This is a genomic window from Streptomyces sp. Ag109_O5-1, assembly GCF_003814875.1.
Classification (GTDB): domain Bacteria; phylum Actinomycetota; class Actinomycetes; order Streptomycetales; family Streptomycetaceae; genus Streptomyces; species Streptomyces sasae.
Genome location: NZ_RKQF01000001.1, coordinates 2,536,126 through 2,562,578, shown reverse-complemented (window position 1 = coordinate 2,562,578; position 26,453 = coordinate 2,536,126). Strand labels below are relative to the sequence as shown.

Genomic DNA, 26,453 nt, shown 5'->3' with positions numbered 1-26,453 from the left:
CACAGAATCGGAAACCGATCGGTTTCCTTCACGGTAAACCGATCGGTTTCGAGGCGCAAGCCCAGCACGGCCTCGGCTTCACCGTGGCGTGCCGTACCCGTGGATCCCAGGGATGGTGAGCTCTCCCCCCGTCTGTCCGGCCTGGTCGATGTCGGCCTCGTCCAGGTCGAGTTGGAGTTTGAGGCCGAGCTTCCCGACCGTGTCGTAGAGCCACTCCGGAACGGTGTCGGGCGTGAGATGAAGGCGGAGGACGGCAGGCAGGGGAATTCCCTCGGCGCCGGAGAGGGTGCCCGTCAGGCTCTCGACGTACATCGTGATGCGGTCGCCACGCAGCGTGGACGTCGAGCCGGGTGCTCCGTCGATGTGCTGGATCTGCGGGCCGACGGGTACGGACATCCTCAGGTCGCGGATCGTCACACCGGCCGCGGAGAACTTGAGCACTCGCTTGGGACCGGCGGCCGTGTCCACGCTGACCACGCCGCCGAAGACGACGTCCCGCAGCCGGAGGCGGCTGCCCTTCATGTTCCATGCCTCGGAGGCGAATCGACCGGCGCTCGTGTCCTCGGGGGCCTTGAGACCTCTGATGTCGCAGGTGCTGGTGGCCCCGGTGGTGGGTCCTGGCCGGGACGGCGCATCGGTGGCCCGGTGGTCGGGGGAGGGCGATGCGTGGGGCGCGGACGGTGGGGCCGACCGCTCTGGGGCCACCGCCGGCGTCGGAGCGGCCGACTTCGGTGACGGGATGACGTCGGGTGCCGGATTCCTCTGCTCGGTGTCGCCGCCGAGGAGGGAGCCGAGGAGGCCCACGAGGCCGCTGGGGGCGGCGCTCGCGCTCTGCGAGGGGGGTAGAGCCGTGGCGGGGCTCGTTTCCTGGTCGTCGATGTGATCCGGCGGTGCGACGGATGTGCCGCTCGTGGGGGAGCTCGGAGTGGTGGTCGGAGTCGGCGCCGCGGCACGGGGTGACGGCTCGTCGCGACGGGCGCAGTCGACGCCGCCGCCGGCCCCCTCCTCGGGAACGGAATGCGCTGCGGTGGCGCTCGTGTCGACGGCGGCCGGACGCTGACTTCCCAGGACGAGAGCGGTAGGCAGCGCGGTGAGTGCGAGAGCCTTCCCGAGCGGCAGGCGCAGGCGGGTCAGCGTGGACGTCCGAGGAACGGCATGTCGGCTCTTCGACGGCCGCACGAAGCGGACTTCTGGCGCCTCCTCGCGGATGTCGGGTGATTTATCAGCCATTCCCGGGCTCTCCCTCCGGGCGGACGGCATCGTGGGGTGTGTGCGCATCCACCGGGCCCCACGCCAGAGCCAGGAGTCCACCCGTGGCCGCAAGCAGGGTGCCGGCGAAGAATCCGCCGAAGTTGGAGATGGGGAGCGACAGCACACCGAGGAAGACGGCGACGCATCCGGCGAAGAACCTGATGATCGGCTGGAACCACAGGAGCCCGCCGAGGACGATCAGCGTCAGGCCGATGATCAGCGATCCCGCGCCCGCGGTGGTGGACATCGCCACGGACAGGGCGCCCAGGGAGAGGTTGAAGTACGGGAAGTAGATGATCGGCGCGGCGGCCAGGAGCACCAGCAGGCCCGCCCAGAAGGGGCGGGTGCGCCGCCAGGTCCGGAAGGCCCGGCGGGCGCTGGCGAAGCCGTTGTCACTGTGGGGGTGCGCGGGTGCGCCGGCACTGGTCATGGGGAAGCTCCCGGATCGTGGACGGGTGGGGAGGGCGGGAGCGAGGCTCAGAAGCAGTCGTGGCGGCCGGCCGCGATGTTCATGTGCAGGCCGGCCAGTTCGAACGTCCCGGCGGAGGTGGCCCAGACCTTCTGGTGGGCGTCGATGATCTCGATCGAGTCCGCCTGCTGTGCGTAGCCGTCGGGGTCGACGTGGTCCTTGGGGTTGACCTGGCCCTTGGTGATGGAACCGGTGGCGACGCCGATGTCGACGTTGTGGAAGGTGCCGGACGTGGCCTGGAGGTCGGTCATGTCGATGTAGAGGTCCTTGGCCTTGACCGCCGTACCCGATCCGCCCGCCTCGAGCGTCATGGTGTAGGTGCCGAGGACGGGAATGTCCACCGGCACGGACTGGCACATGTCGGTGATCTTCGCGTTCTCGAGGGCCGAGACGGAGACGGGTATGTGCTTGCCGTTCTTGGCGACGTCCACTGTGGCGTAGTTGGCGAATCCGCTGCCGCTCAGGGAGCCGGCCGAGACCTTGAAGTCGGAACCGGAGATGCTGAACGAAGCGGCCAGCGCGCCTTGGGCCATGGAGACGGCGACCGCCGCCGTGGCGGCCACCGTCGGCACCGCACCGATGGCGAAACGCTTCCAGTGGGTCTTGCCGATGCGCTGGGACATGCGTGGCCCTCCGTTGTCGAGGCGTGCGAGGTAAGAGGCCCGGGTGCGGAAAAGGACACACCGGAACGGGCTCGATAGCTCCACTATCGAGTGCCTGATAGTGGCACTATCGAGCTCGGCGGGGCAACCCCTGGTAACGCGATACTGGAGGGACAGTTGAGCGTGAGGGAGCGCATGAGGATTTCAGAGCTCAGCCTGCGGTCCGGGGTGCCGGTGGCGACCATCAAGTACTACCGACGGGAGGGGTTGCTCCCCGAGGGGCGCGCGCTGAACCCCACCACGGTCGAGTACGACGAGGAGCACATCCAGCGGCTCCGTCTGATCCGTTCCCTCATCCAGCTCGGCGGGCTGTCCGTCGCACGCACCCGCGAGGTGCTCGAAGCCGTCGACCGTCCGCTGGACGCGTTCGAGACTCTGGGCGTCGTTCATCACGCCCTGCCCGTGCCTTCCGCGGAGACGAATGACAAGAAGGGCGGGGAACGGGAGGGCGTTGCCGCCGAAGGGGTGTCCGGCGGAGCCGGCGCGAGGGTCGAGGCCCTGATCGAGAACATGGGCTGGCAGATCTCCGACGCGTCACCGCACCGCCCTGCACTCGCCGAGAGCCTCGCGGCGCTGAGCCGCCTCGGCACCGACTACACGGCCGCCGACCTCATCCCCTATGCGCGGCTCGCCACCGCCACTGCGGACCTCGACTTCGCGCAGTTCGAAGGGATCGAGGACCGTATCGCCCTGGCTGAGCGGGCGGTTGTCCTCACCGCGCTGTTCGAGCCCGTCGTCCGGCTTCTGCGGCGCCTGGCCCAGGAGGACGCGAACCATCGTCGCCATGACCGCCGTGCGTGCGGACGGGGGGAGCAGCCGGGGGAGTGAGTCCCTGCGCCCACCAGGCGCCCTGCCGGCAGTTTCATGACGGCCGTTCCGTGCAGTAGGACCGCGGGTCCTTGCGGCTGGGCGGCTGACGGGACTGAGCCCGGCCAGTAGGTCGGTGGCTCGATCAGCACGGAGCTGCTGACTGCCATTGCCTCATCGGCCGCGACCGACTACCTGTCCTCGCACAAGCCCGCCATGCCGACCGTGGCACGGGTCTGTACGGTGATCGGTGTAACTCCCGAGCTGGAAGCGACAGTTGATGACTGACGTGACGAGTGACACCGAGGCCCTGCAGGCCCCTGTGAGTGGGACGAGCGCCATGGATGACGGGCTGGTCGCCGAGCTGGTTGCCCGGGCTCAGGCCGGTGGGGTGAAGCTCACCGGGGAGGGCGGCCTGCTGCAGCAGCTGACCAAGCGGGTGCTGGAGTCCGCCTTGGAGGGCGAGCTCACTGATCATCTGGGGCACCAGCCCGGTGAGCGGGCCGAGGGCGGTCGGGACAACTACCGCAACGGGCACCGGTCCAAGACCGTGATCACCGAGTCGGGGCCGGTCGAGATCGCGGTGCCGCGGGACCGGGCCGGGTCCTTCGAGCCCAAGCTGGTCAAGAAGCGGCAGCGGCGTCTGGGCGGGGTGGACGAGATGGTCCTGTCGCTGTCGGCGAAAGGGCTGACGCATGGGGAGATCTCCGCGCATCTCGCCGAGGTGTACGGCACGGAAATCTCCAAGTCCACGATCTCCACGATCACCGACAGTGTGATGGCCGGCATGACGGAATGGCAGAACCGCCCGCTGGACAGCGTCTACCCGGTCGTCTTCATCGACTGTGTGAACGTAAAGGTCAGGGACGGGCAGGTCGCCAACCGTCCCGTCTACATGGCGGTGGCGGTCACCGCCGAGGGACACCGGGACATCCTGGGCCTGTGGATCGGCGACGGCGGGGAGGGCGCAAAGTACTGGCTCCAGGTCCTGACCGAGATCAAGAACCGCGGCGCGGCCGATGTCCTGATGCTGGTCTGCGACGGCCTGGCCGGGCTCCCGGACGCCGTGAACACCGTCTGGCCTGCGACGATCGTCCAGACCTGTGTCGTTCACCTGCTGCGGAACAGCTTTCGTTACGCGGCCCGGCGGGACTGGGAGAAGATCGCGAAGGCGCTCAGGCCCGTCTACACCGCGCCGACCGAGGAGGCCGCGCTGGAGCGGTTCGTGGAGTTCACCGACGCCTGGGGCGGGAAGTATCCGGCGATCGTCCGGCTCTGGGAAGTCGGCTTCATACTGCCTGTCCTGTCTCGTAGTTGGTGTTCGCTTGCCGCTTGAGGTGGGAGGAGGTCGCCACGCGCTGTTTCCAGTACGCCTCAATGTCGCTGTCCCAGGCGATGCACCAGCGGCGGTGTCGTGCCTGGCGGGCGGCCATCTCGCCGCCGCGGATCCAGGGGTAGATCGCGGCTTCGTGGATGCCGAGGATCCGGGCGGCTTGCGGCACGGTGATCTCCCCGGGTTCGGTGGGGTTGTTGCGCCTGGAGCCGATCGCGTACTTGGCCCGGATGCGCCGGATCGAGTTCACGGTGAAAGGGCGGCAGTTGCCGGTGGTGAATCCGAGATTATTGAGGTGTTCGGCGATCTCGGCGTCGGTGCGGGCGTCCAGCAGCTCACGGACGATGTCGACGGCCTGGGCGGGGTTACGGTTGGTACGCCGGTCGCAGGTGATCTCGTCGACGGCACCGGTATGCCAGCGCACCCCGATGTGAGCACGGGCGTCATCGACATGCCGCACGGTCACGTCCGCGATCAGTGTCCGCAGCAGACGCTTGCGATCCTTGGCTGTGGTGGTCGGCGCCTGCCACAGGGCCGGCAGGTCACGGGCGAGCTCACGCAGCCGCGCGGCCTCGGGCAGGGCCGGCTCGGCTGCGATCAGGCCGGCCAGCGCGGTCTCGGCCTGGGCCAGCGCGGCAAGTTTCGCCTCCCAGCGGCTCTCCAGCGAGCGGGCCACCAGGCGGTTTTCCGGTTCGACCTGGCTGAAGGCGCGTTCGGCCCGCTCCGCTTCATATCGGGCCCGCTCCACGGCGAGTTCGGCGGCCCGGTGCGAGCGCTGGTGGCGGTGGTGGACCTCATCGGCCGCGGCCAGGGCGAGGTGAACCTGCTCGGGGGTGAGGGCGGCCAGCAGCAGGTCGACCACTTGCGGGTCGACCGCGCGGCGGCGATGGAGTGGCGATGGAGTGGCATCCGGGGGTCTGGAGTGCGTCGCTGCGGGCGCGGGTGCACACGTAGTCGGCGGTGCCGTCCGCACGCCGGTAGCGGGTGTTCATCGGGAAGCCGCACGAGCCGCAGAAGATGATGCCCTGACACACCGGCACCCCCTCGCGCGGCGGCCTTGCTTTGGTGCGGGTGCGGTTGGCGGCCAGCTTCGCTTCGATCTGCAGATAGCGCTGCCAGGAGATATAGCCGTCGTGGTGGTCGGGGATCAGGACGGCCCACTGATCGCGAGGGCGGCGGCTGACTGAGGTGACCACGGTGCCATCGGGCCGCACCTTGCGGATGCTGGTTGATCGGCCGAAAACGTATGCCCCGGCATAGACCGGGTTCTTCAGCACGTCGGCGGCCCGGCCATGGGTGAGGCGTCCCCAGCCCAGCCGGCCGTCCCACACCCCGGTGTCACGGCGCGGGAAGCGGCGTCCGGCGAAGGCGCGGACCGCCCTGAGGGCGGAGCCGTGCTGGTCGAACAGGGTGAAGACGTCCGCGACCGCCGTCCGTACTTCTTCGTCGGGGTCCACGGTGATGGTGCCGTCGTCGGCATAGACCATGCCGACGGGCAGTGGCAGGCGTAGTTCACCGCGTTCGGCGGCGGCCTTGCGGGCGCCGTGCAGGCGTCCGGCCAGGATATGCAGCTCGGCCTCGCTCATCGTGGACTTCAGACCAAGGACGAGACGGTCGTTGAAATCGGCCAGGTCATAGACGCCGTCAGCGTCGATCAGGAGGGTGTCGGTCAGGCGCGCGAACTCCAGCAGCCGTCCGAACTCGGCCGAGGAGCGGGCCAGCCGGGAGACCTCAAGCCCGAAGACCGCGCCGACCTCGCCGAGGCAGACCCGGGCCACCAGTTGCTGGAATCCGGCCCGCAGCCCGGAGAACCGGCCCGAGGTGCCCAGGTCGGCGTCGACGACGCCGATGTCGGACCGTGCCCAGCCCAACTCCCGTGCCCGGTCGGCCAGTCCGTACTGGCGGGCGGTCGACTCGGTGTTCTCCCGCACCTGCAGCAGGGTCGACTGGCGCACATAGATCAGCGCCAGTCTCGACCGGTGCGAGGACGTGATCTTCTGCAGTCCGCTCATCGACACCCGCCTGTCCGCGCAAGCACGACTCGACCATGTTCGCCACCAGCAGCACGACGCTCCGGCTCCAGTCCTCCAACGTGGTCACCACCCGTCACCGCTGCTCGGGCACCCAAGGCCGCAATACGGAGGGCGCCCTTCACGACGATCCTCCGTCTCCCGGCCCGACGCCACGGCTCATGAGGGCTTCCACCAGCGCAGACAGCGCACCGAGCCCGGTCGTCGCAAGCCGGTGCCCGTCCGGAGCGGGGCCGCGGTCTGTCCACCCCTGCGGAAGCGTCACCGTCACTCCGTCAACGGCGGTGCAGATGAACACCAGACCGCTGGAGCGACGCACCATGCGGCACACCCGCAACCGGCGCCCCGACAATGGATGGAACGGATGCGTGACCAGCAAAGTGTCCTCAGAAACACCATGAAGAGGGGCACTATGCGATGTCTTCTGGGAGGCGGCCTGGGCGGAGTTCGTTCCCTTCCTCCAGTTCGACGTCGAGATCCGCAAGATCGTCTGCACCACCAACGCGATCGAGAGCATCAACGCGCGGATCCGCAAGGCCGTCCGGGCCAGGGGACAATTCCCCACCGACCAGGCCGCCCTCAAATGCCTCTACCTGGCCGTCATGAGCCTGGACCCGACCGGCACCGGACGCAAACGCTGGACCATGCGCTGGAAGGGAGCACTCCAAGCCTTCGACATCACCTTCGACGGCCGGCTCACCGCCGGACGCCGCTGAACAAAACCGACCGAGTTCCACCGTTTGCTACACAGACCCGCTTCTGGCAGACGGGAGTCCGTGGCGCGCCAGGTACGGTCAAGCGCATCGACGAGCGGGTCCGCCTGCACATCCGACCGCATCTTGGCATGGTTCCCCTGCGCGACATCACGCCGGCGGTCTTGCGGGGGTACGTCGCCGCGCTGGAGGGCGAGTGCGCGCCGCGCTACGCACGGCAGATCCTCACGTCGCTCTCGAACATCTTCGAGACGGCTATCGATGACAAGCGTCTCGTGCGTAATCCGATGCGGGCCAAGTCGGTGCGCTGGCCGAAGGCGCCGGAGGACCAGCGGGAAGCCTGGCCGTTGGAGACAGCGTTGCGGGTTCGGGACGCGATCGGCCCGCGTTACCGCATCGCTGCGGTGGTCGCGCTGGGCTGTGGGCTGCGGCAGGGGGAGGTCTTCGGGCTGTCACCGGAGGATGTCGATTTCGCCCGAGGGGCGCTGCGTATCCGCCGGCAGGTGCAGCTCCTGCATGGGCGCTTGTACTTCACACTGCCGAAGGGCGGCAAGACGCGCGTCGTCGACATGCCTCCCTCGGTTGCCTCGGCGCTGGCCGAGTATTTCCTTGAGTACCCTGCCGTCGAGGTGGAGCTGCCCTGGGGCGGTCCGGAGGGTGACCGGGAGAGGAAGAAGTTCCCGCTTATTCTCACCACGACGTACGGCAACGCCATCCGGGCGAACATCTTCAATGTCGAGGTGTGGAAGCCCGCTCTCGCCGCGGCCGGCGTCATCCCGGTGCGGAATGCGGGGGAACGCTGGACGGCGTCTCGCAAGGACGGCTTCCACGTGCTGCGGCACACCTACGCTTCGGTCATTCTGGAAGCGGGCGAGTCCGTGGTCACGCTCGCTCGGTCGCTTGGCCACTCGACCCCCACCATCACCCTCGACTTCTACGCCCACTTCATGCCCGAGGCCGGCGGGAAGGGGCGCGGTGCCATCGACGCACTCCTCAACCGAAGCGCCCGGGCCGTCCAGGCCGGGTAGCGGGCACGCTACTTGGACGCCTGCGAGAAGAGGGGCGCAGCACTTGCTGCGCCCCTCTTCGGCGTTCCGGTCCGGAGGTGCGATTACCCTGCGTGATGTTCGGCATCCGCTGTTAGTGCTGACGCCCCAAGGTTCGGCGAGACCGTTGGCCCGCGGCGGGGAGAACCGGCCGACGCGGAGCACATCTCATTCTCCCCAGATTCTCCCCAGCGGCCTTGGGCGGTCCTTCTGGCGACTGCCTCGGCTCCCGCGAGGCCCTGGCGCAGGCCCCCGTCGATCGGTTACTCAGAGCCAGTCCTTCCGCTTGAAGATGAAGTACAAACTGGTGCATACGACTGCCATCAGGACGATGGCGAAGGGGTATCCGAGTACCCAGTGCAACTCTGGCATCTCTCTGAAGTTCATGCCGTAGATCGTTCCGACCAGCGTCGGAGCGAACAGAATCGCCGCCCAAGAAGAGATCTTTTTGATCTCCTCGTTCTGTTCGAAGCCTGCTTCCGCCAACGCCCGCATCTCTGCGTTCTGTTGTTGGGTGACCAGGGTCGCGTTGACCGTGAGGATTTCTGTGAGGGCCTGGCGGAAGCCGTCCACGCGTTCGCTGATGTGGGTGACGTGGTCGGCCACGTCGCGGAGGTAGCGCTGGAGTTCCTCTTCGGTCTCGTACTTGGTGAAGCCGGCCATCAGGCCGTGCAGCATGCCGACCAGGGGGCGGGTGGCGCGCTGGAACTCGACCATCTCGCGGGAGAGTTCGTAGATACGGCGGGATACTTCCGGTTCGCCTCGGAAGACCTCCGTCTCGATCTCGTCGATGTCGTTCTGGACGCCGGCGACGACGGGGGCGTAACCGTCCACCACCGCGTCGAGTATGGCGTACAGGACCGCCTCGGGGCCGAGTTTGAGGAGGTCGGGGGAGTCCTCCATACGGCTGCGGACCGCCGAGAGGTCGGGGGCCGCGCCGTGGCGGACCGTGATCACGAAGTCCGGGCCCACGAACACGTGCAGCTCCGCGAAGTCGACCTCCTCCGGCGCGTCCAGATAGCGGGCGGCGCGCAGGACGACGAAGAGCGTGTCGCCGTACCGCTCCAGCTTCGGGCGCTGGTGGGCCTCCATCGCGTCCTCGACGGCGAGTGGGTGCAGGTCGAATTCGGCGGCCAGCGAGAGGAGTTCGCCGGAGGTCGGGCGGGCCAGGCCGATCCACGCCATGCCCGAGGGCTGGTCGCGCAGTTCGCGGTACGTCTCCGCGAGGGTCGCCGGCGTCGAGACGCGCACCCCGTCGCGGTACAGCGCCGCCTCCACGACGCTCGGCTGCTCGGCGGACTCCACGGCCGACGCGGCCCCGGGCTCCGGCAGTTCGGCCGTGTCCTGCTCCGGTGGCAGGGCGCGGCGCCAGACGGACCTTCTGGCGCTCCGGCCGTTCCCCGCGTTCTTCGAGACCGGGCTGGGGCGTCGCTCCGACATCGCGGCCGCCTCTCGGTGGAGTCTGCATCGGTGTGATCCGCGTGAGCCGTGTGAACCGTGCGATCAAGCGCGGTTCGAGGGATCACGCTTGATCAGTGAGTCCTGGTGCAGGATATACGGGGCATACGGGTCCGGCGGAGGGAATCAGGGAGGGAACCGGGGCGGGATGCGGTCAGGATCTGTCCTAGTTCGGCGTTAGCGTGCCCGCATGACGAAGAAGCCGTCCGGCCCGGTTCTCGGCACCCGCGCCCTCAATCGCGCCACCCTCGACCGCCAGCTCCTGCTGCGCCGCTCTCCCCGGTCGGCGCAGGACGCCGTGGCGCACCTCGTCGGCCTCCAGGCGCAGAACGTCAAGCCGCCGTACTACGCCCTCGCCGCCCGTCTCGACGGCTTCGCCCCGGAGCACCTCGCGCGACCCATGGCCGACCGGGAGGCGGTCCGGATCGTCACCATGCGGTCGACCATCCACACCCACACCGCCGCCGACGCTCTCACCCTGCGCCCGCTCGTGCAGCCTGCCCGGGACCGGGAGCTGACCTACTTCCGCACGGGGCTGGCCGGCGTCGACCTGGACCGGCTCGCCGGGCTCGCCCGGGACCTGGTCGAGGCCGAGCCCCGCACCATGGCCGAGCTGAGACAGGCGCTGCGCGCCGAGTGGCCGGACGCCGATCCGCAGTCCCTCGCCGTCGCCGCCCGCTGCAGGCTGCCGCTCGTCCAGGTCACCCCGCGCGGGCTGTGGGGGCGCAGCGGCCAGGTCGCTCTCACCACCGCCGAGCACTGGCTGGGCCGCCCCGCCGAGCCCGCGCCCACCCCGGACGCCACCGTCCTGCGCTACCTCGCCGCCTTCGGTCCCGCCTCCGTCAAGGACATGCAGACCTGGGCCGGACTGACCCGGCTCCGGGATGTCTTCGAACGGCTCCGGCCCCGGCTGCTCGCCTTCCGGGACGACAGCGGAGCCGAACTCTTCGATCTGCCCGACGCGCCCCGCCCGGACCCGGAGACGCCGGCGCCACCCCGTTTCCTCCCCGAGTTCGACAACCTCCTCCTCTCGCACGCCGACCGCACCCGCGTCGTACCGCCCGAGTACTGGGGCCGCGCCTGGCGGGGCAACCAGCCCTTCCGCACCCTCCTCGTCGACGGCTTTCTGGCGGGCGTGTGGAAGCTGGAGGAGGACGCGCTGGTCGTCGAGACCTTCGGGCGACCGAGCCGGGCCGAGCAGGACGGCATCAAGGAGGAGGGGGAGCGGATGCTGGCCGTCATGCACCCGGGGACGCCGTACGACATCCGGTTCGGGACGGTCGTAGCAGCCCAGTGATACCTCAGTCAGTCAGTCAGTCCGCCCGACCCGTCACCGCCACCGTCACACCCAGGCCGATCATCGCCATGCCGCCCGCGCCGCCGACGAGTGACAGCCGCCGGTCCGAGCGGGCGAACCAGGTGCGGGCCGCCGACGCGGTCAGGCCCCACAGGGTGTCCGTGACCAGGCCGATCGAGATGGGGACCAGGCCGAGCAGCAGCATCTGACCGGGGACCCGGCCGGCCGTGTGGTCGACGAACTGGGGAAGGACCGCGGCGAAGAAGACCACGCCCTTGGGGTTCGTGGCACCCACCAGGGCGCCGTCCAGGAGCGTGCGCAGATCGCCGCGCGGTACGCCCGCCGGGACCCGCCGGATCGCCGAGGCCTTGAGCTCCTTGCGGTGCCGGAAGGCCTGGACACCGAGGTGGACCAGGTAGGCCGCGCCGAGCAGCTTGACCGCCAGATACACCGTCACCGAGCGCTCCACCAGCGAGCCGATGCCGAACGCGACCGCCACCACCAGCAGATACGAGCCGAAGACATTGCCGACCGCGGTGGCCACGGCGGTACGGCGGCCGTGGGCCAGCGCCCGGCCGATCACGAACAGCACACTCGGCCCGGGGATCGCGATGACCAGGAGCGACATCGCGGCAAAGGCCAGGATCCGGTCCGTGGACACCATCTGCATCATTCCTCCCGCGCCGCCCTTCGGAACACAGCCGCCCGTTCGGAGCACATTCAAACAGGGCCTCTAGTAGTGCTCCGTTAGGTCTGTCTCGCGGTGCTGTTTGGGGGCATGGTGAGGGTGTGGACGCACATGAAGTGAACCGTGCTCGGGCGAAGTTGGCGTTATTCGTAGCTGATGTGTTCGCGTCGGTGCCGCGCAAGGATCAGCGGGCGAAGGGCGACTGCTATCTGCGGGGACTGATGCTGGACGGGCGGCGGAAGTCGATCCAGCCGATGGCGGAACGGCTGCCGGACGGCAATGAGCAGAACCTGCAGCAGTTCGTGAACCAGTCGACCTGGGATCCGGTGCCGGTGCGGCGGCGGATCGCGCAGCGGATGGTGCCGCAGATTGGCCCGGCTGCCTGGGCGGTCGATGATGTGTCGTTCCCCAAGGACGGCCGGATGTCGGTGGCGGTCGCGCGCCAGTACTGCGGCGCTTTGGGCAAGCGGGCCAACTGCCAGGTCGCGGTGAGCGTGCACGCGGTCTCCGATGCCGCGTCCTGTCCGCTGCAGTGGCGGTTGTTCGTGCCCGAGGAGTGGGCGGACGATCCGGTACGGCGGCAGAAGACCGGGATACCGCAGGAGGTGGGGCACCGGGAGAAGTGGCGCCTGGCCCTGGACACCATCGACGAGCTGGCCGGGTGGGGCCTGGTGCCGCCGGTGGTGGTGGCCGACGCCGGCTACGGGCAGAACGCCGACTTCCGCGACGGCCTGAGCGAGCGGGGCATCGGCTATGTCGTGGCCATCCGTTCGGACGTGACCGTCCACCCGCACGACGCGCAGCCCACCGCCCCGGCCTGGTCGGGCAACGGCCGCAAGCCGCAGCCCCGCTACCGGGACAAGCCGTCTGCGGTGGCCGCGCTCGCGGCCGGCCATGGGCGGCAGGCGTTCACCGAGGTGACCTGGCGTGAAGGCTCCCGCGGGCCGATGCGCTCGCATTTCCTGACGCTCCGGGTGCGGCCGGCCGGGGTCAGGGCCCGTCGCCTGGCCCAGGCCGCCGCCACCGCCGAACACGGCCACTGGGACGGTGTCCTGACCGAGGTCACACTGCTGGTCGAATGGCCAGACGGCGCCGAAGCACCCACCGACTACTGGCTGTCCAACCTGCCCGCCAACACCCCGCCGGCTGAACTGGTCCGCCTGGCCAAGATCCGCTGGCGCATCGAGCACGACTACCGGGAACTCAAGCACGGCCTCGGCCTGGACCACTTCGAGGGCCGCTCCTGGAACGGATGGCATCACCACGTCACCCTGGTCACCGCAGCCCACGCGTTCCTCACCGAACAGCGCCTGGCCCCAAAAGCCGATACACCGGACTCACCCTCTACCAGATCCTCGACGCCATCCAGGACCTGCTGAACTGCTGGACCGGCACCTGCACCACCTGCCACCGCCCCCTGCCCAGAACATCCACCACCAGCCCAAACCTGAGAGCCAGAGCAACCTAACGGAGTCCTACTAGAGTCGGGCCATGGAACTGCGGCAACTCACCTATTTCGTCGCCGTCGCCGAGGAGCTGCACTTCGGCAGGGCGGCCGAACGGCTGCACATCGTGCAGTCCGCGGTGAGCATGCAGATACAGCGGCTGGAGCGGGAGCTGGGCGCCGAGCTGTTCGACCGTTCGCCGCGCCGGGTCCGGCTCACCGGCGCGGGGGAGCGGCTGCTGCCCGAGGCGCGGGCCGTGCTGGCGGCGGCGGAGAAGGCCAGGGCCGCCGTCGCCCCGCCGGCCGGGCTCAGGCTCGGCACCAGCACGGGGCTCGGCACGCACCTGGACCGCGTGCTGGCCGCGTTCGCGCGCCGTGCGCCGGACGTGCCCGTCGAGCTGTACTCGCTGCCGGCGGCCGAGCGGCTGGCCCGGGTGGCGGGCGGGCAGCTGGACGCCGCGTTCGTACGGGCCGTCGAACCCGTGCCCGGCGTACGGGTGCATCCCCTGTGGCCCGACCCCCTGGTGGCCGCCATCCCCGCCTCGCACCCCCTTGCCGCCCGCCCGGAGATCGGCGTCGACGAGCTGGCCGGGCTGCCGCTCGCGCTCACCGAGCGCCGTACCAACCCCGCCCTCGTCGATCTGGTCGTCGGCGCCTGCCGCGAGGCCGGCTTCGAGCCGCTGCCCGGACCGTCGCCCGGCTCCCTCCAGGACACCCTCGCCAGCATCGGCACCCGCCCGCTGTGGACGGTGGTGTACGCGTCCCACGCGCGCGTGCTGCACAGCCCCCGGGTGGCCTTCGTGCCGTTCCGCGCACCGGGCCTGGCCCTGGCGACCGGCCTCGCCGTGCCCGCCGCCGGAGCGTCCGCGCACCTGGACGCCCTCCTGCTGGCCTGCGGCGATCACGAAAGCTGACCGGGAAGGCCGATCGCGAAAGCCGGCCAGGAGCATCGATCACCAAAGCTGATCGCTGCCGTCGCGATCTGCTTCTTGGTCGCGGACGTACCCTGCGATGGACTGGATCCACCGAACAGGAAACGCACTCGGAGGAGTTCAGCGATGCCGATCGTCACCATCCAGCAGGGTCCCCGCGACACCGAGCTCAAGCGGGACCTCGTCAGGCGGGTCACCGACGCCTTCGTCGACGCGTACAAGATCCCGGCCGAGACCGTTCAGGTCTGGATCCACGAGGTCCCGGCGGACAGTTGGGGCGCCGCCGGGACGCTCACCGCCGACAAGTAGGCGCACGCATGGATAGGGGGCGCTGCGGGCTGCTCGTGGAAGCCCGCAACGCCCCCCGGTTTCTCACCTGAGCTGTACTCAGGAGATCTTCTGGGTCACGAGTTGACCTGCGTGGTCACCAGGTCCGAGAAGGTGGTCAGCCGGGTGTAGACACCCGGGTAACCGGCCTCCGCGCACCCCTCTCCCCAGGAAGTGATCCCTGCCAGGACGCCCCCGATGAGCAGGGGACCGCCGCTGTCGCCCTGGCAGGTGTCTGTGCCGCCGGACGTGTATCCGGCGCAAACCATGTCGGTCTGGACGAAGTCCGAACCGTAGGAGCTCTTGCAGCTCGAGTCGGACACGATCGGGACGGTCGCGGTCCGCAGCTGGTTGGAGGAGCTGCCGTTCTCCGAGGTGGTGCCCCAGCCGAGGATGCGGGCCGTGGTGCCGGCCGCGTACACGCTCGTGTCCGAGGCGGAGACGTACGACGCCGGGGTGTACGACATCGACGTCGCCAGGGTCAGGACGGCCACGTCGTCGCCGTTGGTGGCGTCCGTGTAGTCCGGGTTGATCCAGATCTTGCTGACCTTGCTGACCGTGCCGTTGGTGCCGTTCAGGTACGTGCGGCCGCCGACCACTCGGACACTGCTGGTGGACTCGCCCTCCATACAGTGCGCGGCGGTCACCACCTTCGTCGCCGACACCAGGGTGCCGCCGCAGAACTGGCTGCCCGAGGCGTCCGTGATCTGCATCATGAACGGGTACGCGGTGGTGGTGGTCGTGGTGCCGCCGACGATCGGCTGGGGGGCGGCTGACGCGGTGGGGGACGCGATCAGCGCCGTCGCTGCGGCGGCGGCCGTCGCCACGAGCGTGGCGGCGGTCTTTCTTGCGCGGTTTGGCCCGAACATGAGTCTCCTCAGTGGGGGTTGCCGGTGGGGGTCGCGCGGGTGTGGGGGGTGCAGCACGGGGGTCGCGGGACCGACCCCCGTATGCCCGGGCGAGCGGCACATCCATAAGCTAGGACCCGGAACCCCACCCTCCCAATGAGGGAACCCCCTAGGGGGATGGGGGAGGGAAAACCCTCGGTCCCCCTCACTTAACCGGGAGCGCTCTCACTTCGCGCGTCGCCCCGCCGCCAAACGGACTATGTCCACGCGCGATCGGATGCCCAGCTTGCGGTAGACGCGGGTGAGCGTCGCCTCCACCGTCTTGACGCTGATGAACAGGCGAGCGGCGATCTCCCGGTTGGTGGCGCCCTCCATGACCAGCGCGGCGACCTGACGCTCCATCGCGGCCAGCCCCTCCAGGACGGCCGGCTCGGCCGGCGCCTCGACGGCGGGTTCGGGTGCCGAGACGGCCTCGTCCACCTGGCGCAGCCAGGGCAGCGCCCGGCAGCGCCGGAACAGCCGGGTGGCCTCGTCGAACGCGGTGGGGGAGCGCCGGTCGCGCAGCGAGGCCAGCGCGAACGCGGCCCGTGCCTCCTCCAGGCCGTAGCCCAGTTTGGCGAACCGGTCCTGGGCCGAGGTCAGCTGGGCCACGGCCGCGTCGTGCTCCCCGCGCGCCGCCCGGACGAGCGCCTCCGCCCGGTCGAGCACGGCGAGCACACTCTCCCGGCCGAGTCTGAGCGCGTGCTCCCGGGTGACGTCGATGACGTCCTGCGCCTCGGCGGTCTCACCCACCCGGACGAGTGCCTCCGCCAGGTCGCCCTGCCAGCGGCCGCGGGCCGGGTCGGTGATGCCGAGGCTCTGCTCCAGCTCCCGCACCCGGCGCAGCGAGCGGACGGTGCCCGCCGGGTCGCCGGCCACCAACTGGGCGTATCCGAGTGCGCCCAGGGCCCGTGAGAGGTACACGGTGTCGCCGTCCTGCTCGGCGTGCTCCACCGCCTCCCGGGCCAGGGCCAGGCCCCGGTCCACGTCTCCGCCGGAGGCCTCGGCCAGTGAGGTGAGCATCGCGGAGGCGGTCTCGCCGATCCCGCAGTCATGGGCCAGGCGCAGGCCCTCCCGGGCCAGGTCGAGGGCCCGTCCGCAGTGCCCGGAGCGCAGTTCGGTCTCGGCGAGCCCGCGCAGGAAGTGGACCTCGCTCTCCACCTGGCCGCGCCGGCGCACCTCGCGCAGCAGCGCGGTGACCGTGGCCCGCGCCTCGGCCAGCTGGTCGCCCATCACCAGCCAGCGGAACCGGGCGCTGCCCGCCCCGTTGTGATGGCACGACACGTTCGGGTCCTGGGGCTCCTTCAGCGCCCGCTTGATGGTGGCGGGTGCGGCCGGATGGCCCATCAGGGTCTCGACCTGGGCCTGCAGGGACAGCGCGAGGAGCTCGGTGCGCCGGTCGTCGCCGCGCGCCGCGAGGTCGGCGGAGTGCGCGGCCGCCTGCCGGGCCTCGGTGAAGTCGCCCTCCACGATCAGCGACCGCCAGGCCAGCTGGTAGTGGACCAGGCCGAGCAGCCGGGGGTCGTCGCCGGCGTCGGCGAGGGCGTGCGGGAAGGCCGCGTCGACCTCGGTCATGGTGTGGCCGGCCGAGTCGATCACGAGGATCCAGGCCCGTACCCGGTCCGCCGGACGGGTGGCGTGGTTGAGCACCTCGCGGGCGATGTCCTGGGCGAGGTCGACCTCGCCCGCGCTGGTCGCGTCCTCGGCCGCCTGCAGCCGGCGCTCGTCCGGGCCGGGCACGTTGTCGCCGGGGGTGTGCCGGGCGGCGAGCAGCCCGATCTGCGCGGCCACCGAGGGCGCGCCCCGGTCCCGGGCCTGGGTCGCCGCCTCGGCGAGCCGCGCGGCGACCTCGGGGTCGGTGCCGGTGGTGGCCAGGGCCAGATGGCGGGCCCGCTCGATCGGGTCGGAGGCGGCCGTCGACAGCGCCGCGTGCGCGGCCCGGCGCTCCTGGGCGGGCGCCTCGGCGTACAGCGCGGCGGAGATGAGGGGATGCGCGAAGCGTACGGCCGGGCCCTCCGGCTCGGTGGCCAGCAGCCCGAGTTCGGCCGCCTGGGCGCACTCCGCCTCGGCGTTCTCCCGGCCTGCCGCGTGCAGCAGCGCCTGGGTGGGTCTCGCCCCGGCGCTGGCCACGAGGAGGGTGCGGCGGGCCTCTACGGAGAGCATGTCGAGGCGGGTGAGCACCAGGGCGCGCAGCGAGGTCGGCACCGGCAGGGGCTCGCCGGGGCGGGGCGGGGTCGCGTTCTCGGCGAGGGCGCGGCCGAGTTCCAGGGCGAACAGCGGGTTGCCGCCGCTGGTGCGGTGGATCTCCCGGACGGTGGAACGGGTCAGCCCGGCGTGCCCGCGGTGGTCGAGCAGTTCGGAGACCTGCTTGCGGTTGAGCGGGCCGAGGCGTACGGCGACGGTGTCCGGCGGCGATGCGCGCAGGTGACGGTCGTACTCCTGGCCCTCCGTGCGGACCGCGCACAGCAGTTGGACCGGGGTGCCGCCGAGCCGGCGGGCGGCGAAGCCGAGGAGTTCGGCGCTGGCCGGATCCAGCCACTGCAGGTCGTCGGCGACGATCAGTACCGGGCCTTCGGCGGCCAGCGCGCGCAGTGCGGAGAGCACGGCGAGACGCAGGGCGAGGCCGTCGCGCTGGAGGGTGGACTCGCCGCGGCCGGTGAGCGCCGACTCCAGGGCGGTGCGCTGGGCGCCGGGCAGGTGGGGCGCGACCTCGTCGAGGACGAGCCCGAAGAGGTCGGCGAGCGCGAGGAAGGGAAGGTGGGATTCGGACTCGGTGGCGGAGCAGCGCAACACCGTACGGGCGGCGCCGGCGTATTCCGTCTCCAGTGCCCGCAGGACGGTCGATTTACCTATTCCGGCGGGCCCGTGCAGGAGCACGCTGCCGCCCGAGGCGAGCTGTTCCCGGGCCGCCGCGACCAGCTCCGTCCGGCCGATGACCAGATCGGGGCGGCATCTGGCAGGCTCCTGGAAGTCCCGTCGCACGGTCACCGCTCCCCTCGTGTGTCGTGTCCCAGCCAAATTCTAGGCAATGAACCCTGAAATTCGGCCGAACGGCGTGGTGAGGGAAATAACAGCGCCTCGGCAGCCGGAAATTCAAAGCGTGTCCGCATGAATGGAATGGGTCCCCTCCGCTACGGCAACAACCCCCGTCCGAGCTACGGCAACAGTCCCGTCCGACGAGCCGCCGACACCGCCTCCCCCCGGGTGTGGGCGCCCAGCTTCCGCATCGCCGAGCGCAGATAGCCCTTGACCGTCTCGGGCCGCAGCCCCAGCCGCTCGGCCACCGCCGCGTTGGTCGCACCGGCCGCCACCCAGGACAGAACGTCCAGTTCACGCGGTGCCAGGACCGTCTCGGCCGCCGGGACCGGCGCGGTCAACAGCCCGCAGGCGGCGAGCAGTTCGGCCCGCAGCCCGGGGTCGGCGAGCCGCGGCGCCAGCGCCCGCAGCGCGGCATGCGCCTCCCGCACCTGCTCCCAGGCGGCTCCCGGATCCGGTACGACGGCGGGCTCCGGCCGGGCCGCCACCAGCAGCCCCCGCGCCTCGTCCTGCACGACCAGCGCCTGCTCCACGTCCCGGGCCGCCGCCACCGCCGCGCCCAGCGTGCGGTCGCCCAGCGGCTGGGCGGTGCGCAGCGCGCCGTACAGCACGCCCCGCACCCGGCGCCGTACCACCACCGGCACCGCGAGGACCGAGCGGATGCCCTCGACCGCCACCGGGATGTCGTACTCGTGGCTGATCTGCCGGGAGACGGAGTAGTCGGTGACCGCGCACGGGCGGGCCAGCGCGACCGCCTTGCCGCCCAGCCCGTTCCCCGAGGTCACCGCGAGCGAGCGCAGAGACATCGTGTTGGTGCCGCTGAGTTCGCTGATCCGCATCTGCGGCCGGCCCGCCTCGACCAGCCCGCCGAACGCGATGGGGAGCCCGGTGGTGCGCCGGAGTCTGGCCAGCGCACCGCGTATCTCCACCGCCCCCGCGACCTCTGCTGCCACCTGTATTGCCCCTTCGACCCCGGCCCTGTGCTGTCCACACCCCCGTTCGGGGGTAGTGAGACCTGCATCACGGATTACACGATGCCAGAGAGCCGCCCGGCAATGGTCCGGTACTGAGGAGGACGCTGATGACAAGGGCGACGGAGGACTTCCGCAGGGCACGGGACTTCCTGCTGGAACACCGCGCGGACTACGCCACCGCCTACGAGGGCTTCGAGTGGCCGCGTCCGGACCACTTCAACTGGGCGCTCGACTGGTTCGACGTCATCGCCGAGGGCAACGACCGTACCGCCCTGCACATCGTCGAGGAGGACGGTACCGAGACGAAGCTGTCCTTCGCGGAGCTGTCCGAGCGCTCCGACCGGGTCGCGAACCATCTGCGCGCGCGGGGCGTCGAGCCCGAGGACCGCATCCTCGTCATGCTCGGCAACCAGGCCGAACTGTGGGAGACCGCGCTGGCCGCGATGAAGCTGCGCGCCGTCGTCATCCCGGCCACCCCGCTGCTCGGCCCGGCCGACCTGCGCGACCGCGTCGACCGGGGCCGGGTGAAGCACGTGCTCGTGCGCGCCGAGGACACCGCCAAGTTCGACGACGTGCCGGGGACGTACACCCGGATCGCGGTGGGCGGGGTGCCGGTGGCGGGCTGGGAGGCGTACGAGGACGGGTACGCCGCCTCGGCCGGCTTCGTGCCGGACGGGCCCACGCTGGCCGACGACCCGCTGATGCTCTACTTCACCTCGGGCACCACCGCCCGCCCCAAGCTGGTCGAGCACACCCACACCTCGTACCCGATCGGGCATCTGGCCACCATGTACTGGATCGGCCTCCAGCCCGGTGACGTGCACCTCAACATCTCCTCGCCGGGCTGGGCCAAGCACGCCTGGTCGAACCTGTTCGCCCCGTGGAACGCCGAGGCGACCGTCTTCATCCACAACTACACGCGCTTCGACGCGGCCCGCCTGATGGCCGAGATGGACCGGCACGGGGTGACCTCCTTCTGCGCCCCGCCGACGGTGTGGCGGATGCTCATCCAGGCCGATCTGGGCCAGTTGGGGACCCCGCCCCGTGAGGTGGTGGCGGCGGGCGAGCCGCTCAACCCCGAGGTGATCGAGCAGGTGCGGCGGGCCTGGGGCGTGACCATCCGGGACGGGTTCGGGCAGACCGAGACGGCCGTGCAGGTCTCCAACAGCCCGGGGCAGACGCTGAAGACGGGTTCCATGGGCCGCCCGAGCCCGGGCTACCGCGTGGAGCTGCTCGACCCGGTGTCGGGCGCGCCGGGGGCCGAGGAGGGCGAGATCGCCCTCGACCTGTCGGCGCGGCCGGTGGGCCTGATGACCGGCTACCACGGGGACGCGGACCGTACGGCGGAGGCGATGGCCGGCGGCTACTACCGCACCGGGGACATCGGTTCGCGGGACGAGGACGGCTACATCACCTACGTGGGCAGGGCCGACGACGTGTTCAAGGCGTCTGACTACAAGATCAGCCCGTTCGAGCTGGAGAGCGCGCTCCTGGAGCACGAGGCGGTGGCCGAGGCGGCCGTCGTACCGGCGCCCGACGAGCTGCGGCTGGCCGTGCCCAAGGCGTACGTCGTCCTTGCGGCGGGCTGGGAGCCGGGCCCGGACACGGCGAAGGTGCTGTTCGAGCACTCCCGCCAGGTCCTCGCGCCCTACAAGCGGGTCCGGCGCCTGGAGTTCGCCCCGCTGCCGAAGACCGTGTCCGGCAAGATCCGGCGGATCGAGCTGCGCGAGGCCACGGCGGCGGGCTCGGCCGAGGAGTACCGCGAGGAGGACTTCCGGTGACCGCCGAACTCTCGTACACACACGGCACCAGCGGCACCGTCCTGCTCGGTGACACGATCGGCGCCAACCTGGACCGGGCCGTCGCGGCCTGGCCGGACCGCGAGGCGCTCGTGGACGTGCCCTCCGGGCGGCGCTGGACCTACGCCGAATTCTCGGCCGACGTGGACCGGTTGGCGTACGCGCTGCTCGCCAGCGGGGTCGCCAAGGGCGACCGGGTGGGCATCTGGGCGGTCAACTGCGCCGAGTGGGTGCTGGTGCAGTACGCCACCGCCCGGATCGGCGCGATCATGGTCAACATCAACCCCGCCTACCGCACCCACGAGGTCGAGTACGTCCTGAACCAGGCCGGGATCTCCCTGCTGTTCGCCTCCCTCAGCCACAAGAGCAGCGACTACCAGGCGATGGTTGAGGAAGTGCGGGGCAACTGCCCGGAGTTGCGGGAGACCGTGTACATCGGCGACCCGAGCTGGGACGTGCTGCTCCGGCGCGGGACGCCCGACCTGTACGAGGAGTTCTGGGTCCGCAAGAGCGAGCTGTCCTGCGACGACCCCATCAACATCCAGTACACCTCGGGAACGACCGGCTTCCCGAAGGGTGCCACCCTCTCCCACCACAACATCCTCAACAACGGCTACTTCGTCGGGGAGTTGATCTCTTACACGGAGCAGGACCGGATCTGCATCCCGGTGCCCTTCTACCACTGCTTCGGCATGGTGATGGGGAATCTCGCCGCCACTTCGCACGGCGCCTGCATGGTGATCCCGGCCCCGTCCTTCGAACCGCGGGCCACCCTGGAGGCCGTCCAGCAGGAGCGGTGCACCTCGCTGTACGGCGTCCCGACCATGTTCATCGCGGAGCTGAACCTCCCCGACTTCGCGTCGTACGACCTCTCGTCGCTGCGCACCGGGATCATGGCGGGCTCGCCCTGTCCGGTCGAGGTGATGAAGCGGGTGGTCGCCGAGATGCACATGGCGGAGGTCTCCATCTGCTACGGCATGACCGAGACGAGCCCGGTCTCGCTCCAGACCCGGGTCGACGACGACCTGGAGCACCGCACGGGCACGGTCGGCCGGGTGCTCCCGCACCTGGAGGTCAAGGTCGTCGACCCGGCCACCGGGGTGACCCAACCCTGCGGCACGGCAGGCGAGTTGTGCACCCGGGGCTACAGCGTGATGCTCGGCTACTGGAACGAGCCCGAGAAGACCGCGGAGGCGGTCGACCCCGGGCGCTGGATGCACACCGGTGACCTCGCGACGATGCGCGAGGACGGGTACGTCGAGATCGTCGGCCGGATCAAGGACATGATCATCCGGGGTGGCGAGAACATCTACCCGCGCGAGATCGAGGAGTTCCTCTACGCCCACCCCAAGATCCGTGACGTCCAGGTGGTCGGCGTGCCGCACGAGAGGTACGGCGAGGAGGTCCTGGCCTGCGTCATCCCGCACGACCCGGCCGACCCGCTCACCCTGGAGGAACTGCGGGCGTTCTGCGAGGGCCGACTGGCGCACTACAAGGTGCCGAGCAGGATCCAGATCCTGGAGGACTTCCCGATGACGGTGTCGGGGAAGGTACGGAAGATCGAGCTGAGGGAGGCGTACAGCGCCCCGTAAGGGGCGCGGGGCTGTATTCGATATGCGGCTACCGCCGCGTGGGCGCGACCGGCCCCCACCGGCCCGCAGTTGCTCACGCGCCCTCGGCGTCCATTTCATCGGCAAGGGGGTTCACCGCCTGCGGCGCCCCCGTGAGGTCCAGCACGAACAGCGGTATCCCCAGCGCTTCAGCGCACTCGCGGGCGTCCTCGGCGTACCCCGCAAGGGAGAAGTACACACAACCGGAGTCCTCCGTCATCGCCGTCAGCCACAGGCACTCCACGTCCCGCCGCGAGGCCGGCCGCACGGTCGGGTCCACGTGGGCCACCAGCCCGCGCGCGGCCAGGCCGATGCCGGACGGCGGCCGCTCGCCCGCGCGGCGGATGTCCCGGTAGCCGAGCCAGCGCAGATAGAGCGCGGCCGCGGTGACTGCGTCCCGGGCGGTACGGATCGTGACGGGACGGAAGGCGGGCCGCGGCTCGGGGTCCGACGGGGGCGCGGACCCGGTGCCGGCGACCGGGACGCGTAGCACCGCCCCGCACGGGCAGCCCAGTTCCGGTTGCGGCCACTGGTCCCGGCGACCGCAGGCGCCGCAGCTCACGGTCACCCAGTCCTCGTCCCAGGCGCGGTGCGCCACCGGGGTCGGCTCGGCCGCGTCGTCGAGGCACGGGGTGACCGGGGCGCCGCAGGCGCAGGGATACGACGGCGCGGAGTAGACGTGCTCGCGCCGGCAGGCCGGACAGTGCACCGGCACGCTCTCGGACATGGCCACCTCAGGCGTCGCGACGGTTCGGCGGTCCCATCGTGCTCCTGCCGCGCCCCGGTTGTCCGTCCCTTGACGACGTTCGCCCCCACACCTACATTGATTTCAGATCGTAGAAGTTAGTTTCCGCAATACGGAATAAGTAACTGAATCAATACGGAATCGTGCTCACCGCGGGGCGCGCCGGGAGCAGGCATCCGACAGTCGAAAGCAGGAGTTCTCGATGGCTCGAATGACCGCTGCCCGCGCGGCAGTTGAGATCCTCAAGCGCGAGGGCGTCACCGACGCGTTCGGTGTGCCCGGCGCGGCGATCAACCCCTTCTACGCGGCGCTCAAGGCCTCCGGCGGCATCCACCACACCCTCGCCCGCCATGTCGAGGGTGCCTCCCACATGGCCGAGGGATACACCCGTACCCACCCCGGCAACATCGGCGTCTGTATCGGCACGTCCGGCCCCGCAGGCACCGACATGATCACCGGCCTGTACTCGGCCACCGGCGACTCCGTCCCGATCCTCTGCATCACCGGCCAGGCCCCGACCGCGGTGATCCACAAGGAGGACTTCCAGGCCGTCGACATCGCCGCCATCGCCAAGCCGGTGACGAAGATGGCGGTCACCGTGCTGGAGGCCGCCCAGGTCCCGGGCGTCTTCCAGCAGGCCTTCCATCTGATGCGCTCCGGCCGGCCCGGCCCCGTCCTGATCGACCTGCCGATCGACGTCCAGCTCACCGAGATCGAGTTCGACCCGGAGACCTACGAGCCGCTCCCGGTCTACAAGCCCGTCGCGACCCGCGCCCAGATCGAGAAGGCGATCGGGATGCTGAACGCGTCCGAGCGCCCGCTGATCGTCGCGGGCGGCGGGGTCATCAACGCGGACGCTGCCGAACTCCTGGCCGAGTTCGCCGAGTTGACGGGTGTTCCGGTCGTCCCGACGCTGATGGGCTGGGGCGTCCTCCCCGACGACCACGAACTGAACGCCGGCCTGGTGGGCCTGCAGACCTCGCACCGCTACGGCAACGCGACCTTCCTGGAGTCCGACTTCGTGCTCGGCATCGGCAACCGCTGGGCCAACCGGCACACCGGCAGGCTGGACGTCTACACGGCGGGCCGGACGTTCGTCCACGTCGACATCGAGCCGACCCAGATCGGCCGGATCTTCGCCCCGGACTACGGCATCGCATCCGACGCGAAGGCGGCTCTGGAGCTGTTCGTGCAAGCGGCAAGGGAGTTGAAGGCCGAGGGCGGCCTCCCCGACCGCTCGCGGTGGGCGGTCGCGGCTCAGGAGAAGAGGGCGACGCTCCAGCGCCGTACGCACTTCGATGACGTCCCCATCAAGCCGCAGCGCGTCTATGAGGAGATGAACAAGGTCTTCGGTCCGGAGACCCGGTACGTCTCCACCATCGGCCTCTCGCAGATCGCCGGCGCCCAGATGCTGCATGTCTTCAAGCCCCGGCACTGGATCAACTGCGGCCAGGCGGGTCCCCTCGGCTGGACGGTCCCGGCCGCGCTGGGCGTGGCGAAGGCCGACCCGGAGGCGTCCGTGGTCGCGCTCTCCGGTGACTACGACTTCCAGTTCATGATCGAGGAGCTGGCCGTCGGCGCGCAGCACAAGATCCCGTACGTCCATGTCCTCGTCAACAACTCCTACCTGGGCCTGATCCGTCAGGCGCAGCGGGCGTTCGACATCGACTTCCAGGTCAAGCTGGAGTTCGAGAACATCAACTCGCCCGAGCTGGGCGTCTACGGCGTCGACCACGTCAAGGTGGCCGAGGGGCTGGGCTGCAAGGCGATCCGGGTGACCGACCCGGCGGAGCTGGGCGCGGCCTTCGAGCAGGCCAAGAAGCTGGCGGCGGAGCACCGGGTGCCGGTGGTCGTCGAGGCGATCCTGGAGCGGGTCACGAACATCTCCATGTCGACCACCAACGACATCTCGAACGTCGTGGAGTTCGAGGAGATCGCGACCGAGCCCGGCCATGCGCCGACGTCGATCAGGACGCTGAAGGTCTGAGCCGGCGCGGACGAGAGCGGGCGGCCCGTCCCGGGGGACGGGCCGCCCGCTTCGCGCTGTGGATGACACGGTGCCCGCCGCCCCCGTGCCGGCAGGCACCGTGTGCCGTGAATATGCCCCCTGGCTGGGGCGGTTGAAGCATCCTGAACACCGTTCAGAGCTTTATTTGAGGTTTCGCCACCCCCTTCGCTCCGGTTCGTCGGCTTTCGGTCAGCTCTCAAGATGCTCGCTCAGCCCGGGCCAGTCGTCCGGCCCGCCGCCCTGCCACTCGATGAGGTCGCTCTCCTCGACCTCGATGCGGTCCAGATCCGCCATCCGCAGGATCTCGACCACGTCGTCGAGGTGTGAGGCGATCCCCAGGGTCACGTCCCCCTCGGTGACCCGCCGGGAGCCGTCCAGGGCCGGTGCGTGCACGACGATGCGGGGGAACTCTGTCGGTGGGTGTGCTGTCATGCCTTCAGCCTCCTGCGGCGAGGGCGGATGTGCACGCCGAAGCGCCGGATGCGGACGGTTTCCGCATCCGGCGCTCGGGGCATCCATGGGGCTCTCCTCGGTGGTGGCCGTCCGACGGCGCGAGGCTGGGCGCGACAGGTCGTTCGCGCCGCCGGACGGGGTTCCGGGGGAGAGGGACGGCTGGGACCGCGGCGGGTGCGACGGAGCCGGGGCGTCCGTCCCTCTCGTCGAGACGGGCGCACCGTTCCTCCACCACCGCACTGGCTCGCACACCGCCGCGGTCCTTGCCGCGCCCGCGCACATCCGGCCGGCCACCCCTCATTCGGGCCGTCCGTCGGCGCGCGGGCCGTTCGGGTCGGTCCGCGCCCAGGGCGCGGACCGATTCCTCCACGCGTTCGCCGTACTCCCGGCCGGCGGCGTGGAAACCGGCTGGGTTGTTCCTCTCGGCGGTCTGTCGAAGTGGTTTCCGGGCGGCGCCGACGCCTGGGCGCGACAGGACAGTTGT

The 26,453-nt window shown here is 70.4% G+C and carries 22 protein-coding genes and 2 pseudogenes; 11 read left to right on the top strand and 13 right to left on the bottom strand.

Annotated elements, in window-relative coordinates; genetic code table 11:
- Positions 1-78 precede the first annotated feature (78 nt).
- Genes EDD90_RS11450 through EDD90_RS11440 form a run of 3 tightly spaced genes read right to left on the bottom strand, consistent with a single transcriptional unit; the run spans position 79 to position 2,343 of the window.
- Positions 79-1,230 carry a hypothetical protein gene (locus EDD90_RS11450; protein ID WP_123972913.1) on the bottom strand — a complete coding sequence of 384 codons (1,152 nt, stop codon included), beginning with the start codon at positions 1,228-1,230 and terminating at the stop codon, positions 79-81.
- Positions 1,223-1,681, bottom strand: coding sequence for a DUF6114 domain-containing protein (locus EDD90_RS11445; RefSeq protein WP_123972912.1), 459 nt, complete (start codon positions 1,679-1,681; stop codon positions 1,223-1,225). The genes EDD90_RS11450 and EDD90_RS11445 overlap by 8 nt, the downstream gene beginning before the upstream one ends.
- A gap of 47 nt (positions 1,682-1,728) precedes the next feature.
- Positions 1,729-2,343 (bottom strand): DUF6230 family protein, encoded by a 615-nt coding sequence (locus tag EDD90_RS11440; RefSeq protein ID WP_123972911.1) that lies wholly within the window; start codon positions 2,341-2,343, stop codon positions 1,729-1,731.
- A gap of 174 nt (positions 2,344-2,517) precedes the next feature.
- Here EDD90_RS11440 and EDD90_RS11435 point away from each other — a divergent pair, with 174 nt between their 5' ends.
- Together EDD90_RS11435 and EDD90_RS11430 are read left to right on the top strand one after the other, a co-directional pair.
- Complete coding sequence (locus EDD90_RS11435) at positions 2,518-3,210, top strand: MerR family transcriptional regulator (RefSeq protein WP_123972910.1); 693 nt, start codon at positions 2,518-2,520, stop codon at positions 3,208-3,210.
- Positions 3,211-3,529: 319 nt separating this feature from the next.
- Positions 3,530-4,471: pseudogene (locus tag EDD90_RS11430) on the top strand (IS256 family transposase); the annotation flags it as partial.
- Positions 4,472-4,478: 7 nt separating this feature from the next.
- On the opposite strand, the gene EDD90_RS11425 reads toward EDD90_RS11430, so the two are convergent.
- The 3 genes from EDD90_RS11425 to EDD90_RS58990 all read right to left on the bottom strand — a co-directional run bounded on the left by EDD90_RS11425 (position 4,479) and on the right by EDD90_RS58990 (position 7,069).
- Complete coding sequence (locus EDD90_RS11425) at positions 4,479-5,384, bottom strand: helix-turn-helix domain-containing protein (protein ID WP_123972909.1); 906 nt, start codon at positions 5,382-5,384, stop codon at positions 4,479-4,481.
- On the bottom strand, positions 5,317-6,534 hold the full coding sequence (locus EDD90_RS11420; RefSeq protein WP_123972908.1) for a recombinase family protein: 1,218 nt from the start codon (positions 6,532-6,534) through the stop codon (positions 5,317-5,319). The genes EDD90_RS11425 and EDD90_RS11420 overlap by 68 nt, the downstream gene beginning before the upstream one ends.
- Before the next feature lie 139 nt (positions 6,535-6,673).
- Positions 6,674-7,069, bottom strand: a complete 396-nt coding sequence (locus EDD90_RS58990; protein WP_185149041.1) for a DUF5372 family protein — start codon at positions 7,067-7,069, stop codon at positions 6,674-6,676.
- Here EDD90_RS58990 and EDD90_RS11415 point away from each other — a divergent pair.
- Together EDD90_RS11415 and EDD90_RS11410 are read left to right on the top strand one after the other, a co-directional pair.
- Positions 6,978-7,268: pseudogene (locus EDD90_RS11415) on the top strand (transposase); the annotation flags it as partial. The gene EDD90_RS58990 and the pseudogene EDD90_RS11415 sit on opposite strands and share 92 nt — an antisense overlap.
- Entirely contained in the window at positions 7,265-8,293 is a 1,029-nt protein-coding gene (locus tag EDD90_RS11410; RefSeq protein ID WP_398928506.1) for a tyrosine-type recombinase/integrase, read from the top strand. The pseudogene EDD90_RS11415 and the gene EDD90_RS11410, both read left to right, overlap by 4 nt.
- A gap of 285 nt (positions 8,294-8,578) precedes the next feature.
- Here EDD90_RS11410 and EDD90_RS11405 read toward each other — a convergent pair whose 3' ends face one another.
- Entirely contained in the window at positions 8,579-9,751 is a 1,173-nt protein-coding gene (locus tag EDD90_RS11405) for a magnesium and cobalt transport protein CorA (protein WP_123972907.1), read from the bottom strand.
- Positions 9,752-9,959: 208 nt separating this feature from the next.
- Between EDD90_RS11405 and EDD90_RS11400 the strand changes: the two genes are divergently transcribed.
- On the top strand, positions 9,960-11,066 hold the full coding sequence (locus EDD90_RS11400; protein ID WP_123972906.1) for a winged helix DNA-binding domain-containing protein: 1,107 nt from the start codon (positions 9,960-9,962) through the stop codon (positions 11,064-11,066).
- Positions 11,067-11,082: 16 nt separating this feature from the next.
- On the opposite strand, the gene EDD90_RS11395 is transcribed toward EDD90_RS11400, so the two are convergent.
- Positions 11,083-11,730, bottom strand: a complete 648-nt coding sequence (locus EDD90_RS11395) for a LysE family translocator (RefSeq protein WP_123972905.1) — start codon at positions 11,728-11,730, stop codon at positions 11,083-11,085.
- A 125-nt stretch (positions 11,731-11,855) separates the two neighbouring features.
- On the opposite strand from EDD90_RS11395, the gene EDD90_RS11390 reads away from it, so the two are divergent.
- The 3 genes from EDD90_RS11390 to dmpI all read left to right on the top strand — a co-directional run bounded on the left by EDD90_RS11390 (position 11,856) and on the right by dmpI (position 14,439).
- Positions 11,856-13,133: an IS701 family transposase gene (locus tag EDD90_RS11390; protein WP_123972904.1), complete on the top strand. Its 1,278-nt coding sequence runs from the start codon at positions 11,856-11,858 to the stop codon at positions 13,131-13,133.
- A 112-nt stretch (positions 13,134-13,245) separates the two neighbouring features.
- Complete coding sequence (locus tag EDD90_RS11385) at positions 13,246-14,112, top strand: LysR family transcriptional regulator (RefSeq protein ID WP_123972903.1); 867 nt, start codon at positions 13,246-13,248, stop codon at positions 14,110-14,112.
- A 102-nt stretch (positions 14,113-14,214) separates the two neighbouring features.
- The gene (dmpI, locus tag EDD90_RS11380; RefSeq protein WP_260328720.1) at positions 14,215-14,439 is read left to right on the top strand and encodes a 4-oxalocrotonate tautomerase DmpI; all 225 of its coding nucleotides are present in this window, start codon (positions 14,215-14,217) and stop codon (positions 14,437-14,439) included.
- A gap of 95 nt (positions 14,440-14,534) precedes the next feature.
- On the opposite strand, the gene EDD90_RS11375 is transcribed toward dmpI, so the two are convergent.
- The 3 genes from EDD90_RS11375 to EDD90_RS11360 all read right to left on the bottom strand — a co-directional run bounded on the left by EDD90_RS11375 (position 14,535) and on the right by EDD90_RS11360 (position 19,333).
- Positions 14,535-15,326, bottom strand: a complete 792-nt coding sequence (locus EDD90_RS11375; protein ID WP_123972901.1) for a trypsin-like serine protease — start codon at positions 15,324-15,326, stop codon at positions 14,535-14,537.
- A 204-nt stretch (positions 15,327-15,530) separates the two neighbouring features.
- Positions 15,531-18,332, bottom strand: coding sequence for a helix-turn-helix transcriptional regulator (locus EDD90_RS11365; RefSeq protein WP_123972900.1), 2,802 nt, complete (start codon positions 18,330-18,332; stop codon positions 15,531-15,533).
- A gap of 167 nt (positions 18,333-18,499) precedes the next feature.
- Positions 18,500-19,333 carry a helix-turn-helix transcriptional regulator gene (locus EDD90_RS11360; RefSeq protein WP_123972899.1) on the bottom strand — a complete coding sequence of 278 codons (834 nt, stop codon included), beginning with the start codon at positions 19,331-19,333 and terminating at the stop codon, positions 18,500-18,502.
- A 128-nt stretch (positions 19,334-19,461) separates the two neighbouring features.
- Here EDD90_RS11360 and EDD90_RS11355 point away from each other — a divergent pair, with 128 nt between their 5' ends.
- Positions 19,462-21,135: an AMP-binding protein gene (locus EDD90_RS11355; RefSeq protein WP_123972898.1), complete on the top strand. Its 1,674-nt coding sequence runs from the start codon at positions 19,462-19,464 to the stop codon at positions 21,133-21,135.
- Positions 21,132-22,745 carry an AMP-binding protein gene (locus EDD90_RS11350; RefSeq protein ID WP_123972897.1) on the top strand — a complete coding sequence of 538 codons (1,614 nt, stop codon included), beginning with the start codon at positions 21,132-21,134 and terminating at the stop codon, positions 22,743-22,745. The genes EDD90_RS11355 and EDD90_RS11350 overlap by 4 nt, the downstream gene beginning before the upstream one ends.
- 73 nt (positions 22,746-22,818) lie before the next feature.
- Here EDD90_RS11350 and EDD90_RS11345 read toward each other — a convergent pair whose 3' ends face one another.
- A complete protein-coding gene (locus tag EDD90_RS11345) occupies positions 22,819-23,490 on the bottom strand; it encodes a hypothetical protein (protein ID WP_123972896.1) in 672 nt (223 codons plus the stop codon).
- A 220-nt stretch (positions 23,491-23,710) separates the two neighbouring features.
- On the opposite strand from EDD90_RS11345, the gene gcl reads away from it, so the two are divergent.
- Complete coding sequence (gcl, locus tag EDD90_RS11340; protein ID WP_123972895.1) at positions 23,711-25,495, top strand: glyoxylate carboligase; 1,785 nt, start codon at positions 23,711-23,713, stop codon at positions 25,493-25,495.
- Between the two features lie 210 nt (positions 25,496-25,705).
- On the opposite strand, the gene EDD90_RS11335 is transcribed toward gcl, so the two are convergent.
- Positions 25,706-25,948 carry a hypothetical protein gene (locus EDD90_RS11335; protein ID WP_123972894.1) on the bottom strand — a complete coding sequence of 81 codons (243 nt, stop codon included), beginning with the start codon at positions 25,946-25,948 and terminating at the stop codon, positions 25,706-25,708.
- Positions 25,949-26,453 lie beyond the last annotated feature (505 nt).